The following is a 14,337-nucleotide window of genomic DNA, read 5'->3' as shown; positions in this document are numbered from 1 at the left end:
TAACCGGTGGGCTGACTGGCCCACCGCCATCGCGAGCAAGCCCGCTCCCACAGGGGATCTCGGTAGTGCAGGATAGTTTGGCCACACCACAGAACAAATGTGGGAGCTGGCTTGCTCGCGATGGCGGCGGGTCAGTAACCGGTGGGCTGACTGGCCCACCGCCATCGCGGGCAAGCCCGCTCCCACAGGGGATCTCGGCAGTACCGGATAGTTTGGCCACACCACAGAACAAATGTGGGAGCTGGCTTGCCTGCGATGGCGACGGGTCAGTAACCGGTGTGCTGACTGGCCCACCGCCATCGCGAGCAAGCCCGCTCCCACAGGGATCTCGGCAGTGCCGGATAGTTTGGCCACACCACAGAACAAATGTGGGAGCTGGCTTGCCTGCGATGGCGACGGGTCAGTAACTGATGTGCTGACTGGCCCACCGCCATCGCGGGCAAGCCCGCTCCCACAGGGGATCTCGGTAGTGCAGGATAGTTTGGCCACCCCCCATTTTGATCGGTGTCTTCAGCCAGAAAGTGCATCCTTGAGGAAGCCTGGCGCGATATAGCGCTGGTAATGGGCCTCAGAGAGGATAAAAAACTCCCGATCAATGGCATCGCGCAACGCCGGCAGGTTCCACTCGCGAAACTCCGGCATCAGCACCATGCCATAGGCTTCTAGGTTGTTGATCACCCGCGCGCCCCGGGCGATCAACTGGTAGGCCCAGCAGTATTCAGACTGGTGCGGCACAAAGCGAATTTTACGCTGCTCCAGCTGCCAGCGCAGGCGTTTGGGGTCGAACACCTCCAGTTTACCCGCCATGACCTGCACCAGCAGTTGCTCAAGCCGCAGCCATACCGCGCGTTTTTCTTCCTCGCCATAGCCGTTCCACTGGATCACTTCGTGGTGGAAACGCTTGCAGCCGCGACACACGAGATCGCCGTAAACCGTGGAGCACAGGCCGATGCAGGGGGTCTTGATGGTTTGGTTGGACATGGGTGGCAATGCACAAATCAGCGAAACAGTAGCCCATGTTAGCCCTTTGTCTAAGGTTCATCACCCTGCAAACTTGCTGCGGCAACTTACCTTTAGAATTTTTTTGCCGTAGAATCATCCGGCCTTGTAAGGCGCCAAATAATCCGTTGGAAGCTGTTTTCAAAGCGTCACGAGCACAGTCGTTCCTTCAGAACGGTGTTGGCGCTGGTTATTTACCCTCCAAATAACCAGCACCAACCCTCATCAGCTCCGTTCTGCAGGCGTAAAACTTTGAAAGCAGCTTCTGTGAGAAATGCCGGCAGCACTGGCTCTACGGCCCAAAAAGCCCCCGAGCGCATGTGTGCCGTGCATGTCTGGATGAGCGTCCCGTGGGACCACTGATGAGGGTAATAACTGTGCTTGAAGCCTACCGCAAACATATCGAAGAGCGTGCAGCCCTGGGTATCGTTCCCCAGCCGCTAAACGCCGAACAAACCGCAGGCCTGGTCGAGCTGCTGAAAAATCCCCCGGCTGGCGAAGAAGAGTTCCTCGTTGACCTGATCACCAACCGCATTCCACCAGGCGTTGACGAAGCCGCTTACGTCAAGGCCGGTTTCCTGTCTGCCCTGGCCAAGGGCGAAGTCTCTTCCCCCCTGATCGACAAAAAACGCGCTGTTGAACTGCTCGGCACCATGCAAGGCGGCTACAACATCGTGACCCTGGTCGAACTGCTGGACGACGCCGAACTGGCCGCCGTTGCAGCTTCCCAGCTCAAGCACACCCTGCTGATGTTCGATGCGTTCCACGACGTCGCGGAAAAAGCCAAGAACGGCAACCCGCACGCCAAGGAAGTGATCCAGTCCTGGGCCGACGGCGAGTGGTTCAAGAACCGCCCGACCCTGGCCGACAAAATCAGCCTGCGCGTGTTCAAGGTCACCGGCGAAACCAACACCGACGACCTGTCCCCTGCTCCCGATGCCTGGTCCCGTCCTGACATCCCGCTGCACGCCCTGGCCATGCTGAAAATGGCCCGTGAAGGCATCGTGCCGGACGAGCAAGGCAAGACCGGCCCGATGAAGCAGATCGAAGAAATGCGCGGCCAGGGCTTCCCGATCGCCTACGTCGGTGACGTGGTCGGTACCGGTTCGTCCCGTAAGTCGGCGACCAACTCGGTGCTGTGGTTCTTCGGCGACGACGTCCCGTACGTGCCTAACAAGCGCGCTGGTGGCTTCTGCTTCGGCAGCAAGATCGCTCCCATCTTCTACAACACCATGGAAGATGCCGGCGCACTGCCAATCGAATTCGACGTGACCAACATGCACATGGGCGACGTGATCGACCTGTACCCGCATGCTGGCAAAGTCTGCAAGCACGGCACCGATGAAGTCCTGACCACCTTCGAAATGAAGACCCCGGTCCTGTTGGACGAAGTCCGTGCCGGCGGCCGTATCCCGCTGATCATCGGCCGTGGCCTGACCGAGAAGGCGCGCACCGAGCTGGGTCTTGGCCCTACCGACCTGTTCAAGCTGCCTGAAGCCCCTGTCGACACCGGCAAGGGTTTCACCCTGGCCCAGAAAATGGTCGGCAAGGCCTGCGGCCTGCCAGAAGGCAAAGGCGTTCGTCCAGGTACCTACTGCGAACCGAAGATGACCACCGTCGGTTCCCAGGACACCACCGGTCCCATGACCCGTGATGAACTCAAAGACCTGGCGTGCCTGGGCTTCTCCACCGATCTGGTGATGCAGTCCTTCTGCCACACCGCGGCCTATCCAAAGCCGATCGACGTGACCACCCACCACACCCTGCCTGACTTCATCATGACCCGTGGTGGCGTATCCCTGCGTCCGGGCGACGGCATCATCCACAGCTGGCTGAACCGCATGCTGCTGCCGGACACCGTGGGTACCGGTGGTGACTCCCACACCCGTTTCCCGATGGGCATCTCGTTCCCGGCCGGTTCTGGCCTGGTCGCGTTCGCCGCAGCCACTGGCGTAATGCCACTGGACATGCCGGAATCGATCCTGGTGCGTTTCAAAGGCAAAATGAAGCCTGGCATCACCCTGCGTGACCTGGTGCATGCCATTCCTTACTACGCGATCCAGTCCGGCCTGCTGACCGTTGAGAAGAAAGGCAAGAAAAACGCCTTCTCTGGCCGCATCCTGGAAATCGAAGGCCTGAACGACCTGACCCTGGAGCAGGCTTTCGAGCTGTCCGACGCCTCGGCCGAACGTTCGGCTGCCGGTTGCACCATCAAGCTGTCCAAAGACTCCGTCACCGAGTACTTGAACTCCAACATCACCCTGCTGCGCTGGATGATCGGCGAAGGCTACGGCGATGCGCGCACCCTGGAACGCCGTGCCCAAGCGATGGAAGCCTGGGTTGCCAACCCAGAGCTGATGGAAGCCGATGCCGACGCCGAATACGCCGAAGTCATCGAGATCGACCTGGCTGAAATCAACGAGCCTATCCTCTGCGCACCAAACGACCCGGACGACGCCCGGCTGCTGTCCAGCGTGGCTGGCGAGAAGATCGACGAAGTGTTTATCGGTTCGTGCATGACCAACATCGGTCACTTCCGTGCGGCCGGCAAGTTGCTGGAACAGGTCAAGGGTCAGCTGCCAACCCGTCTGTGGCTGTCGCCGCCGACCAAGATGGACGCTCACCAACTGACCGAAGAAGGCTACTACGGCATCTACGGCAAGGCTGGCGCGCGCATGGAAATGCCGGGCTGCTCGCTGTGCATGGGTAACCAGGCACGGGTTGAGCCGAACTCCACCGTGGTGTCGACGTCGACTCGTAACTTCCCGAACCGCCTGGGTGACGGTGCGAACGTCTACCTGGCCTCGGCCGAGCTGGCGGCAGTGGCCTCTACCCTGGGTCGCCTGCCGACCGTCGAAGAGTACATGGGCTACGCGGCGAAACTGGACACCATGGCCAGTGACGTCTACCGCTACCTGAACTTCGACCAGATCGCCGAGTTCCGCAAAATCGCTGCAAGCGCCAACATTCCGGTGGTTCAAGCCTAAGGTTTGCTGATGTAAAAAACGCCGTGTATCGCAAGATACGCGGCGTTTTTTTATGCCTGGAGAAATGTGGGACCTGTTGTGGCCTCATCGCGGGCAAGCCCGCTCCCACAAGGGGCTCAGCGAGGTAGGAAATTTTGGACACACCACAAAACAAATGTGGGAGCTGGCTTGCCTGCGATAGCGGTGGATCAGTCGACAGCTTAATTGACTGACCCACCTATATCACGGGCAAGCCCTAATGCCAGTCAGTTAAGCCTTTTTGTAGGAGCGAGCTTGCTCGCGAAGAACTTGAGAGCGCCGCGTTTACCTAGCAAACACGCGTTATCGTTGACGTCCTTCGCGAGCAAGCTCGCTCCTACAGAAAGCAGAATCCGCTTAACTGACTGGCATTAGGGCAAGCCCGCTCCCACACAAGCCCACCTTTTAGAGCCGTACAACCTCGGGGGCTTACGCCGCCAGGGAGTACACCAACGCGGTAATCGCCACCAAACCTACCGCCGTGACAAACACATTGGACATCTGCCCACGGTACTTGGCCATGGCCGGCACCTTGCGGATCGCGTACATCGGCATCAGGAACAGGATCGACGCAATGATCGGCCCACCCAGGGTCTCGATCATCCCTAGGATGCTCGGGTTCAGCGTGGCGACGATCCAGCACACCACCAGCATGAAGCCTGCGGTCATGCGGTCCAGTGCCTTGGCGCCCGGGCGGCGGCCGCTCTTGACGATCAAGCCCTTGAGGCCTTCGCTGGCGCCGATGTAGTGGCCCAGGAACGACTTGGCAATGGCCACGAAGGCAATCAACGGCGCGGCAAAGGCGATGGTCGGGTTGTCGAAGTGGTTGGCCAGGTAGGACAGGATCGACAGGTTCTGCGCCTTGGCTTCGGCCAGTTGCGCCGGTGACAGGGTCAGTACGCAGCTGAACACGAAGAACATCACCATCACCACCATCAGCAGATGGGCCCGGCACAGGATCTGCGAGCTGCGCTCTTCGGCATGGCCGCCGTACTGGCGTTTCTGGTCAACGGCAAAGGCCGAGATGATCGGCGAGTGGTTGAACGAGAACACCATCACCGGAATCGCCAGCCACAGCGTATGCAGCAGTGCCGATGGCGCGGGGACGCTGCTGGCGGTACTGAGGATGCCGCCGTTCCAGTGCGGCACCAGGTACACCGCCAGAAACAGCAAGGCGACAATAAACGGATAGACCATCAGGCTCATGGCCTTGACGATCACCTGCTCGCCGCAACGCACCACGGCCAGCAGGCCCAGGATCAGGACCAAGGACAAGAGTGCCCGCGGCGGTGGCTCGATATGCAGTTGGTGTGACATGAAACTGCCCACCGTGTTGGTCAGCGCCACGCTGTAGATCAGCAGGATCGGGAAGATTGCAAAGAAGTACAGCAACGTGATCAAGGCCCCGGCCTTGATGCCAAAGTGCTCTTCAACCACCTCGGTGATGTCCGAGCCTGCACGGCCCGACAACACAAAGCGGGTCAGGCCACGGTGCGCGTAGTAGGTCATCGGGAATGCCAGCAGCGCAAGGATCAGCAACGGCCAGAAGCCGCCAAGGCCTGCGTTGATGGGCAGAAACAAAGTACCGGCGCCAATCGCCGTGCCGAACAGGCCAAGCATCCAGGTCGTGTCCTGGCGGCTCCAGCCCGTGAGGGTTACAGGTGTCGTTGCGTAGCGTTCATCGACGCTATTGGCCTGATCATTCATCCGCTCGGATCTCCGCTTTCATACGACCGCAACGAGTCAGAAAAACCTGACAGGCAGCGCCACGACCGTAACAAGGGCGCGATTGTCCAAGATTCGCTTGAATAAGCAAAGACTTAGCTGAGCAATGGTTGTACGGAGCAGATAAATCTGATTGACGACAAATTGTTTGAGTCGGGAACGTTACGCCAGCGACGCCCACTCAGTGGAGGCGGTACAACAACCCTTGGAGACTCAAGCATGACGACTACAGAGCTGAACCTGTCCAATGCCGGCCAGTTGGTCGATATCATCACCGACCACATTGCCGATCAAATAGCAGCACAAAACAAGCCCAAACCACCACAGACGGAGACCTTCTCGTTTAACGGCATTGAATATGCTGCCGCGCCCAAGCCTCGCAACACCATGATCCCCACGCCGCGAATCGGCTAAGGGTTTACAATCTACCCAGGGCACGGATCTATTGCGCTATAGATTCGTCGCCCTCTGCCCATGCCTTAAAGGCCAATCAGCCAACAATCGAAACTCAAACAAGAGGTTTATAAATCTTTAAACCACGTAAGCTAATTCGCTTTAATTGTAGGAATCAACCTACACCCTCCAAAAACCTCATACTCAACATTAAAATTATCTTTTAACTTATTACCACTGGATTTGTTACAAACATATACCCAGGTATTGATAGCGCTTCTCATCAGACCTATATTTCCCCCGCTGCCCATGCAGGCAACAACAAGAACAAAAACCAATAAAATTCCATACCGGAGTTATTTGATGCGTAAATACAATGCTGTTTTTGCAGGCCTGTTTCTCGCGGGATTGCTCAGCCCGCTTACCAGCCAGGCACAATGGGCAACGTCCGATATCCGCGCATTGGCCTCCTCCCCTCAGTGGTTGACCACCAAGGTCTATATCGAGGGCGCCCCCCACGTAGACGTCAAGGACAAGTACCCGGGGGTGGTGGGCATCTCCATGTGGGACCCGGAGCGCAATCGCTATGAGTTCTTCTATGCCGACACGGGGCTGTCAAAGTATGAGCATGGCGGCGGCGGTTATTTCCTGGTCACGGGCGACCGGAAAAACCATATCCTGGTGCCCGACAAAGGCCCGATCAGAAGCGTGGTGCGCCGACTGGAGGTCTTGAACAACGAAGAGTTCACCTACTCGCGGGAGGTTCCTCGCGACATGCTCGAAACCAATGAAACCGTGCGTATCTATGTTGTTCACGCGCCTTACAAAGGGCCGATCAAAACCTCCACTTCCCACTAACTTTTATTAACACCCCATACAACATTCATAAAACCAACAAAAAGACGCCCGCCTATGAAAACCCAACTCAAGTCTTTACTGATATCTACCGTATGGTTATCCGCCCTTATTTCGAGCGGTGCCGGTGCACAGCCGATAGCCAAGGAACCTGTTGCCACTCCCGACAACGCAGTCATGCTGACCGTATTTCTAAAACATGATCAGTCCCGCCCATTAAGCGAACTAAGGGCACAACTTGCCAAACAGGAATTCTATAAAGTATTTCCACCGGCAGGGGTAGAGGTTGTCAGTTGGAACATCACCATGGGTATCGGACAAGTCATCGTCCTGCGCCTGCCTGCCTCTCGCCTGTCAGCGGTCAACCTGGCCTTGGAAAACACCGCATGGGGAACCTACAGGACCGAGTTTTTCCCGACCTATGATTTCAAGGAAATCGCCCAGGCAGAACAGAACAAGGTGCGACAGGCCCAATAACGCCCGCGTCGATGCCCAGCGTCTTCAGCCTGCGCAGACGCTGGCATCCCCCACGCCAAGGCCTTCCGTCCGGGGAGGATCTTTCACCCGCAGGCATTTCGCACGCCAGAAAATGCCGCATAATCCAGGTATCAAACCCCACAACAAGAGCCGCCCCATGCCCGCCACTGTTCTGGTCCTGGTTGAAACCATCAATGACTACCTGCCGATCATCGAAAGCAATGGCTTTCATGTAATCCTGGCCCCAACGCCCGCCGAGCGCAGCCAGGCTATCAAGACCCATGGCGCGCGGATCCAGGCCGTGCTGACCCGTGGCCCGTTGGGCTTGTACGCCGAAGAGATCGCCGCTCTGCCCTTGCTGGAAATCATCTGCGTGATCGGCGCGGGCTATGAGCAGGTCGACCTGCAGGCCGCCAGCAATCGTGGGATCGTGGTGACCAACGGTGCCGGGGTCAATGCGCCGTCGGTGGCGGATCACGCCATGGCGCTGCTGCTGTCGATGGTGCGTGACATTCCCCAGGCCGATGCCGCGGTTCGACGCAGCGAATGGCCCAAGGTCATGCGCCCGTCCCTGTCCGGCAAACACCTGGGCATCCTCGGCCTGGGCGCGGTCGGCCTGGCGATCGCCAAGCGCGCGGCGCTGGGGTTTGACATGCAAGTCAGCTACCACAGCCGCCAACCCCGTAGCGATGTGGACTACACCTACTGCGCCACCCCGGTGGAGCTGGCCCGCACCTCGGATTTCCTGGTCATTGCCACCCCCGGCGGCCCTGGCACCCGCCACCTGATCGACCGCCAGGCCCTGGATGCCCTGGGCCCCAACGGTTTTTTGGTGAACATCGCCCGTGGCAGCGTGATCGTTACCGCCGACCTGATCAGTGCCCTCGAACAACGGCGCATTGGCGGGGCGGCGCTGGATGTGTTCGATGATGAGCCCAACGTGCCCGACGCCCTCAAGCGGCTCTGCAACACCGTACTCACCCCCCATGTGGCCGGGCTGTCACCGGAAGCGGCCCACGACACCGTGCAACGGGTGGCGGACAACCTGCTCGCCTACTTCGCCGGGCGCCCGGTACTCACACCGGTCGCCTTGCCTGCGCCCGAAAAATGACCGATCAGGCACGCTGATTGTCGTCCAACACGCTAGCCTATTAAGCCGTCACAGCCTTGTGGCGGGTTGGCTGTGCGCATTAGATTAGCCAATAGTCCAAGGCCTCAAGAATAAGCAGAAGGGATAAGCATGGCGCTCAATGACCAATCCACCCAGATCCGCCCCGGCGAAGAACTGGATGCCAGCCTCATCGACCCCTACCTCAAGGCCCATATCCCTGGCCTGAGTGGCAGCGCCAAAATCAGCCAGTTCCCGGGCGGCGCCTCCAACCTGACCTACCTGCTGGAATACCCCGAACAGGAATTCGTCCTGCGCCGCCCGCCCTTTGGCCACAAGGCCAAGTCGGCCCATGACATGGGCCGGGAATTTCGCATCCTCAACCAGCTCAAGGATGGCTTCCCCTACTGCCCCAAGGCCTACGTGCACTGCACCGACGAATCGGTGATCGGCGCCGAGTTCTATGTGATGGAGCGGGTCAAGGGCATCATCCTGCGCTCGGACCTGCCGCCGGAGCTGGGCCTGGACGCCACGCGCACCGCAGCCTTGTGCAAGAGCTTTATCGACAAGTTCGTCGAGCTGCACCAGGTGGACTACACCGCCTGCGGCCTGGCCGACCTGGGCAAGCCCGAAGGCTACGTGGCGCGGCAGATCCGCGGCTGGAGCGATCGCTACGAAAAAGCCCTGACCCCCGACGCCCCGAAATGGGCAGCCGTGCGCGCCTGGCTCAACGACAAGATGCCCGCCGACCACCCCACGTCCAGCATCGTGCACAACGACTATCGCTTCGACAATGTGATCCTCGACCCCGACAACCCGATGCAAATCATCGGCGTGCTGGATTGGGAACTGACCACCCTGGGCGACCCGCTGATGGACCTGGGCAACAGCCTCGCCTACTGGATCGAAGCCGCCGACCCCGCGCCCATGCAACTGATGCGCCGCCAGCCGAGCAATGCCCCCGGCATGCTCACCCGCCGTCAGTTTGTCGACTATTACGCCGAGCGCTCAGGCATCCAGATCGACAATTTCGACTTCTATTACACCTACGGCCTGTTCCGCCTGGCCGGTATCGTGCAGCAGATCTACTACCGCTTCTACCATGGCCAGACCCAGGACAAACGCTTCGCGCAGTTCATTCACATGAACGCGCTGCTGGAGCAGATGAGCCTGAAGGTCATCCACCAATCCACGCTCTGACCCGACAAGGAACCACCATGTCCAAGACCCACCTGTTCGACCTCGACGGCAAGATCGCTTTTGTCTCCGGCGCCAGCCGTGGCATTGGTGAAGCCATTGCCAAGCTGCTGGCCCAGCAAGGCGCCCATGTGATTGTCTCGAGCCGCAAGATCGACGGCTGCCAGCCTGTGGCCGACGCGATCATCGCCGCTGGCGGCAAGGCCACGGCCATTGCCTGCCATATCGGCGAGATGGCGCAGATCAATGAGGTGTTTGCCGGCATTCGCCAGCAGTTCGGGCGCCTGGACATCCTGGTCAACAACGCCGCCACCAACCCACAGTTCTGCAACGTACTGGACACCGACCTCGGCGCCTTCCAGAAAACCGTCGACGTGAACATCCGCGGCTACTTCTTCATGTCGGTGGAAGCCGGCAAGCTGATGCGGGAAAACGGCGGCGGCAGCATCATCAACGTAGCCTCGATCAACGGCATTTCTCCAGGGCACTTCCAGGGCATCTACTCGGTGACCAAGGCCGCCGTGATCAATATGACCAAGGTGTTTGCCAAGGAATGCGCGCCGTTCGGCATCCGCTGCAACGCCCTGCTGCCGGGCCTGACCGACACCAAGTTCGCCTCGGCGCTGGTGAAGAACGAATCGATCCTGAACATGGCCCTGGCCCAAATCCCCCTCAAGCGCGTAGCCGACCCCAGCGAAATGGCCGGCGCAGTGCTGTACCTGGCCAGCAATGCCTCAACCTATACCACCGGCGTTTCGCTGAATGTGGACGGTGGTTTCCTCTCCTGACCCCACCTCACTGTGGGAGCGGGTCAGTTGATGGCTTTTTGACTGATACACCGCTATCGCGAGCAAGCCCGCTCCCACAGCCTTTACATGCGAGTAACCTTGGCAGGATTGACCGCCACGGGACGAAACATGGAACTGCACATCGTCATCCAGGGCCGCAAGGACCTGGCCGAACAGCTTTACCAGCAACTGCGCGACGCCATTGACTCAGGGCGCCTGGCCGCCGGCGCGCAATTACCCCCCAGCCGCTTGCTGGCCGAGCAACTGGGCGTGTCGCGCAAGACTGTATCCGACACCTACACCACCCTGACCTATGAAGGCCTGCTGATCGGCAAGATCGGCCGCGGGACGTTCGTCAATACTCATGTGCCGCGCACCAAGGGCCTGCAAAGTGCGGCCGACCTGGCCTGCGCCGCCAACCTCGCCAAGTGGCAGGCACTGCCCTCGCCCATGCGCCATCCAACGCGGGACAGCCTCTTGCGTTGCGAATTCATCGGCGGCGCCACCACCCGTAGCCTGTTCCCCCAGGACGAATGGCGACGCTGTACCCAGGACGCCCTGCGCCGCATCGCCCGCAACAGTGGGTTCTATGGCCAGCCCGAAGGGCTGCCGGCCTTGCGCCATGGGATTGCCGGGCACATCGCGTTTTCCCGTGGGGTCAACTGCCGGGATGACGACATTGTGGTGTGCAACGGCGCACAACAGGCCCTGGACCTGATCGCCCGCGTGGTACTGGAACCCGGCAGCATCGTGGCCATGGAAGACCCCGGCTACGCCCCCGCACGCTTGATGTTTGAAGCCATGGGCGCCACGGTGGCCGGCGTGCCGCTGGACGACCAGGGGATTCAGGTCGCGTTGATTCCCGAGGGCACACGGCTGATCTACGTCACCCCCTCCCACCAGTTCCCCCTGGGCATCCCGATGAGCCTGCCGCGTCGCGTCGCCCTGCTGGAACGTGCACTGGCGCTGGGCGCGATTGTGATCGAGGACGACTACGACAGTGAGTTCCGCTATGAAGGCCGCCCCACCGATGCCCTGCAAAGCATGGACACCCGGGGCATCGTCGCCTATGTCGGGACCTTCTCCAAGACCCTGCTGCCCGAGCTGCGCCTGGGCTATGCGGTGCTACCCCCGGCCATCCGCGGGGCAGTGCTCAAGGCCAAGCAATTGAGCGACCAGCACACCTCGACACTGCCGCAATGGGCCCTGGCCAAGTTCATCAGCGAAGGCTACCTGCTCAAGCATATCCGGCGCTGTCACGCCGTCTACACCATCCGCCGCGAGCGCATCCTCAGCCGCCTGACCGGCGACCTGTCGCCCTGGTTCGAGGCCGTGCCCAGCGTGGCCGGGTTCCACCTGGCGGCGCTGTGCAAAGTGCCCGTGAATATCCCCTTGCTGATCGAACGGGCGCGCCAGGTGGAAGTCGGGCTGTATCCACTGGATGTGTTTTTCCATGAGGCGCCGGTGCGCAGTGGCCTGATCATCGGCTTCGGCGCCATCGAAACCCTGGATATCGACCCGTCCCTGGACAAGGTGCGCGATATTCTGCAGCAGATGGGCTGAGGAAGCGTTCAGGGGCGCTTGAAGTGACGCCGCAGGTCCTCAATTTGCGGCCGACAGAGGCAACCTTCAAGATGGTCATTGACCATCCCCATCGCCTGCATGAACGCATACATCGTCGTCGGCCCGACAAAGGTCCAACCGCGCTTTTTCAAGGCCTTGGACAGGCGCACCGAGGCCGGCGATGTCGGGTTACCCGTCCAATAGGCCAGATCCACCACGGCCGGACGCTCGCCGGCCGCCGGCTCGAACGCCCACAGCCACGCCGCCAGCGAGCCGTGTTCATCCACCAGCTCACAGGCCCGGCGCGCATTGTTGATGGTCGAGACGATTTTCGCCCGATTGCGCACAATCTCCGGGTCGGCCATCAAGCGCTGGATATCCTCCTCGGTGTACTGCGCCACCCGGCGAAAATCAAAGCCGGCAAACGCCCGGCGAAAGTGCTCGCGCTTACGCAGGATGGTGATCCACGCCAGACCGGCCTGGAAGCCCTCCAGGCAGATCTTCTCGTACAGCGCACGATCATCGGCAACCGGCACGCCCCACTCGTGATCGTGGTAATCGGGGTACTCGGCAGCAGCCGTACGCCATGTACAACGGGTCAGCCCCGCTTCATCGGTTGTCAGTCCTGGCTTATCCATGCATCACCTCAGCGGCCAAGCCGGGGATGATAAGCGAAAAATTTTACAAGCCGCCAACCGCTCAAGCATCACGCTTACCGAGCAACTGGTAAGACCGGAAGGCATAAACACCCCCGCAGCCCCTTGTAGTTTGCAAAAACACAAGCGTAGACTGACCACGCACTGGACTTACCGGTAAGACCACAACAATTAAGCCCTGGACCCACCAGGGCACCGAATAGAGATCCTCCCCATGCTCAGATGGTGCTCGCGTTCGATTTTCCTGCAAGTCGTCATAGGTCTGATGCTCGGCATCGCTTGCGGCTTGGCCCTTCCCGAATTCTCCTCACAGCTCAAACCCCTGGGTGACGGCTTTATCAAGCTGATCAAGATGCTGATCGGCCTGATCGTGTTCTGCGTGGTGGTCAGCGGCATTTCCGGTGCCGGCGACCTAAAGAAAGTCGGGCGCATCGGCCTCAAGTCGGTGATCTACTTTGAAATCCTCACCACCATCGCCCTGGTCCTCGGGCTGGTGCTGGCCTTCAGTACCGGGATCGGCAGCGGCGCCAATATCCACCTGGAGCAGCTGTCTTCCGCCGGCCTCAATGAACTGGCGGATCGCGGCCAGCATATCAAGGGCACCAGCCAGTTCCTGATGGACCTGATCCCCAACTCGGTGATCGGCGCGTTTGCCGACAACAACGTGTTGCAGGTGCTGCTGTTCTCGGTGCTGTTTGGCAGCGCGCTGAACCTGGTGGGGGAAGCGGCCTCGGGCATTTCGCGACTGATCAACGAACTGAGCCATGTGATCTTCCGCATCATGGGCATGATCGTGCGCCTGGCACCCATCGGGGTCTTCGGCGCCATCGCGTTTACCACCAGCACCTACGGCCTGGATTCGCTGCAGCACCTGGGCAGCCTGGTGGGCTTGTTCTACCTGACCTGCATGGCCTTCGTCGCGCTGATCCTGGGCACGGTGATGCGCCTGTCGGGCCTGCGCATGCTGCCTTTGCTCAAATACCTGCGTGAAGAGCTGCTGATCGTGATGGGCACCGCCTCGTCCGATGCGGTGTTGCCACAGATCATGCGTAAACTGGAACACCTGGGCATCGGCAGTTCCACCGTCGGCCTGGTGATCCCCACCGGCTACTCGTTCAACCTCGATGGTTTCTCGATCTACCTGACCCTGGCCATTGTGTTTATCGCCAACGCTACCGGTACGCCGTTGTCGATGACCGACCTGTTGACCATCCTGCTGGTGTCGCTGATCACCTCCAAGGGCGCCCACGGCATACCGGGCTCGGCCCTGGTGATTCTGGCCGCCACCCTGACCGCCATCCCCGCCATCCCGGTGGTGGGCCTGGTGCTGGTGCTGGCGGTGGACTGGTTCATGGGGATTGGCCGCGCGATGACCAACCTGATCGGCAACTGCGTCGCCACCGTGGCCATTGCCCGCTGGGAAAAGGACATTGATATCGAGCGGGCCAACAAGGTGCTCGACGGGCAGCAAGGGTATGCGTTCCAGGCCAAGAAGCCGGTGTTGCCGGCGCACCAGGAGTTCTGAGCAGCAACACAAATAGAATGTGGGAGTGGGCTTGCTCCCACATTTA

12 protein-coding genes are annotated in these 14,337 nt (G+C 60.1%); 9 read left to right on the top strand and 3 right to left on the bottom strand.

Going from position 1 to position 14,337, the window contains the following annotated elements:
* Nucleotides 1-510: 510 nt before the first annotated feature.
* A complete protein-coding gene (locus tag BLL38_RS19600) occupies nucleotides 511-981 on the bottom strand; it encodes a DUF1289 domain-containing protein (RefSeq protein ID WP_076963980.1) in 471 nt (156 codons plus the stop codon).
* 395 nt (nucleotides 982-1,376) lie between these two features.
* Here BLL38_RS19600 and acnB point away from each other — a divergent pair, with 395 nt between their 5' ends.
* Nucleotides 1,377-3,986, top strand: a complete 2,610-nt coding sequence (acnB, locus tag BLL38_RS19595; RefSeq protein WP_076963979.1) for a bifunctional aconitate hydratase 2/2-methylisocitrate dehydratase — start codon at nucleotides 1,377-1,379, stop codon at nucleotides 3,984-3,986.
* Nucleotides 3,987-4,433: 447 nt separating this feature from the next.
* Here acnB and BLL38_RS19590 read toward each other — a convergent pair whose 3' ends face one another.
* Nucleotides 4,434-5,711: a serine/threonine transporter gene (locus BLL38_RS19590; RefSeq protein WP_076963978.1), complete on the bottom strand. Its 1,278-nt coding sequence runs from the start codon at nucleotides 5,709-5,711 to the stop codon at nucleotides 4,434-4,436.
* 237 nt (nucleotides 5,712-5,948) lie between these two features.
* Here BLL38_RS19590 and BLL38_RS19585 point away from each other — a divergent pair, with 237 nt between their 5' ends.
* The 7 genes from BLL38_RS19585 to pdxR all read left to right on the top strand — a co-directional run bounded on the left by BLL38_RS19585 (nucleotide 5,949) and on the right by pdxR (nucleotide 12,110).
* Complete coding sequence (locus tag BLL38_RS19585; protein WP_076963977.1) at nucleotides 5,949-6,143, top strand: hypothetical protein; 195 nt, start codon at nucleotides 5,949-5,951, stop codon at nucleotides 6,141-6,143.
* Between the two features lie 342 nt (nucleotides 6,144-6,485).
* On the top strand, nucleotides 6,486-6,980 hold the full coding sequence (locus tag BLL38_RS19580) for a DUF4822 domain-containing protein (RefSeq protein ID WP_076963976.1): 495 nt from the start codon (nucleotides 6,486-6,488) through the stop codon (nucleotides 6,978-6,980).
* A gap of 54 nt (nucleotides 6,981-7,034) precedes the next feature.
* Entirely contained in the window at nucleotides 7,035-7,454 is a 420-nt protein-coding gene (locus BLL38_RS19575) for a hypothetical protein (protein ID WP_076963975.1), read from the top strand.
* 157 nt (nucleotides 7,455-7,611) lie between these two features.
* On the top strand, nucleotides 7,612-8,565 hold the full coding sequence (locus BLL38_RS19570) for a 2-hydroxyacid dehydrogenase (RefSeq protein WP_076963974.1): 954 nt from the start codon (nucleotides 7,612-7,614) through the stop codon (nucleotides 8,563-8,565).
* Nucleotides 8,566-8,694: 129 nt separating this feature from the next.
* Nucleotides 8,695-9,762, top strand: a complete 1,068-nt coding sequence (locus tag BLL38_RS19565) for a phosphotransferase family protein (protein WP_076963973.1) — start codon at nucleotides 8,695-8,697, stop codon at nucleotides 9,760-9,762.
* Nucleotides 9,763-9,779: 17 nt separating this feature from the next.
* Nucleotides 9,780-10,547, top strand: a complete 768-nt coding sequence (locus BLL38_RS19560) for an SDR family oxidoreductase (protein ID WP_076963972.1) — start codon at nucleotides 9,780-9,782, stop codon at nucleotides 10,545-10,547.
* 129 nt (nucleotides 10,548-10,676) lie between these two features.
* Nucleotides 10,677-12,110, top strand: coding sequence for a MocR-like pyridoxine biosynthesis transcription factor PdxR (gene pdxR / locus BLL38_RS19555; protein WP_076963971.1), 1,434 nt, complete (start codon nucleotides 10,677-10,679; stop codon nucleotides 12,108-12,110).
* Between the two features lie 8 nt (nucleotides 12,111-12,118).
* On the opposite strand, the gene BLL38_RS19550 is transcribed toward pdxR, so the two are convergent.
* Nucleotides 12,119-12,748 (bottom strand): DNA-3-methyladenine glycosylase I, encoded by a 630-nt coding sequence (locus BLL38_RS19550; protein WP_076963970.1) that lies wholly within the window; start codon nucleotides 12,746-12,748, stop codon nucleotides 12,119-12,121.
* A gap of 232 nt (nucleotides 12,749-12,980) precedes the next feature.
* Here BLL38_RS19550 and BLL38_RS19545 point away from each other — a divergent pair, with 232 nt between their 5' ends.
* Nucleotides 12,981-14,291, top strand: coding sequence for a C4-dicarboxylate transporter DctA (locus tag BLL38_RS19545; RefSeq protein WP_076963969.1), 1,311 nt, complete (start codon nucleotides 12,981-12,983; stop codon nucleotides 14,289-14,291).
* Nucleotides 14,292-14,337: the final 46 nt, after the last annotated feature.

Source organism: Pseudomonas gessardii (assembly GCF_001983165.1).
GTDB classification, from domain to species: Bacteria; Pseudomonadota; Gammaproteobacteria; order Pseudomonadales; family Pseudomonadaceae; genus Aquipseudomonas; species Aquipseudomonas gessardii.
This window is presented reverse-complemented; position numbering and strand designations above follow the sequence as displayed.

Bases quoted from the DNA above. Each gene is read 5' to 3' on its own strand.
- BLL38_RS19545 (WP_076963969.1), top strand. From the start codon at position 12,981: ATGCTCAGATGGTGCTCGCGTTCGATTTTCCTGCAAGTCGTCATAGGT.
- pdxR (WP_076963971.1), top strand. From the start codon at position 10,677: ATGGAACTGCACATCGTCATCCAGGGCCGCAAGGACCTGGCCGAACAG.
- BLL38_RS19570 (WP_076963974.1), top strand. From the start codon at position 7,612: ATGCCCGCCACTGTTCTGGTCCTGGTTGAAACCATCAATGACTACCTG.
- BLL38_RS19575 (WP_076963975.1), top strand. From the start codon at position 7,035: ATGAAAACCCAACTCAAGTCTTTACTGATATCTACCGTATGGTTATCC.
- BLL38_RS19580 (WP_076963976.1), top strand. From the start codon at position 6,486: ATGCGTAAATACAATGCTGTTTTTGCAGGCCTGTTTCTCGCGGGATTG.
- BLL38_RS19560 (WP_076963972.1), top strand. From the start codon at position 9,780: ATGTCCAAGACCCACCTGTTCGACCTCGACGGCAAGATCGCTTTTGTC.
- BLL38_RS19585 (WP_076963977.1), top strand. From the start codon at position 5,949: ATGACGACTACAGAGCTGAACCTGTCCAATGCCGGCCAGTTGGTCGAT.
- BLL38_RS19565 (WP_076963973.1), top strand. From the start codon at position 8,695: ATGGCGCTCAATGACCAATCCACCCAGATCCGCCCCGGCGAAGAACTG.
- BLL38_RS19550 (WP_076963970.1), bottom strand. From the start codon at position 12,748: ATGGATAAGCCAGGACTGACAACCGATGAAGCGGGGCTGACCCGTTGT.
- BLL38_RS19590 (WP_076963978.1), bottom strand. From the start codon at position 5,711: ATGAATGATCAGGCCAATAGCGTCGATGAACGCTACGCAACGACACCT.
- BLL38_RS19600 (WP_076963980.1), bottom strand. From the start codon at position 981: ATGTCCAACCAAACCATCAAGACCCCCTGCATCGGCCTGTGCTCCACG.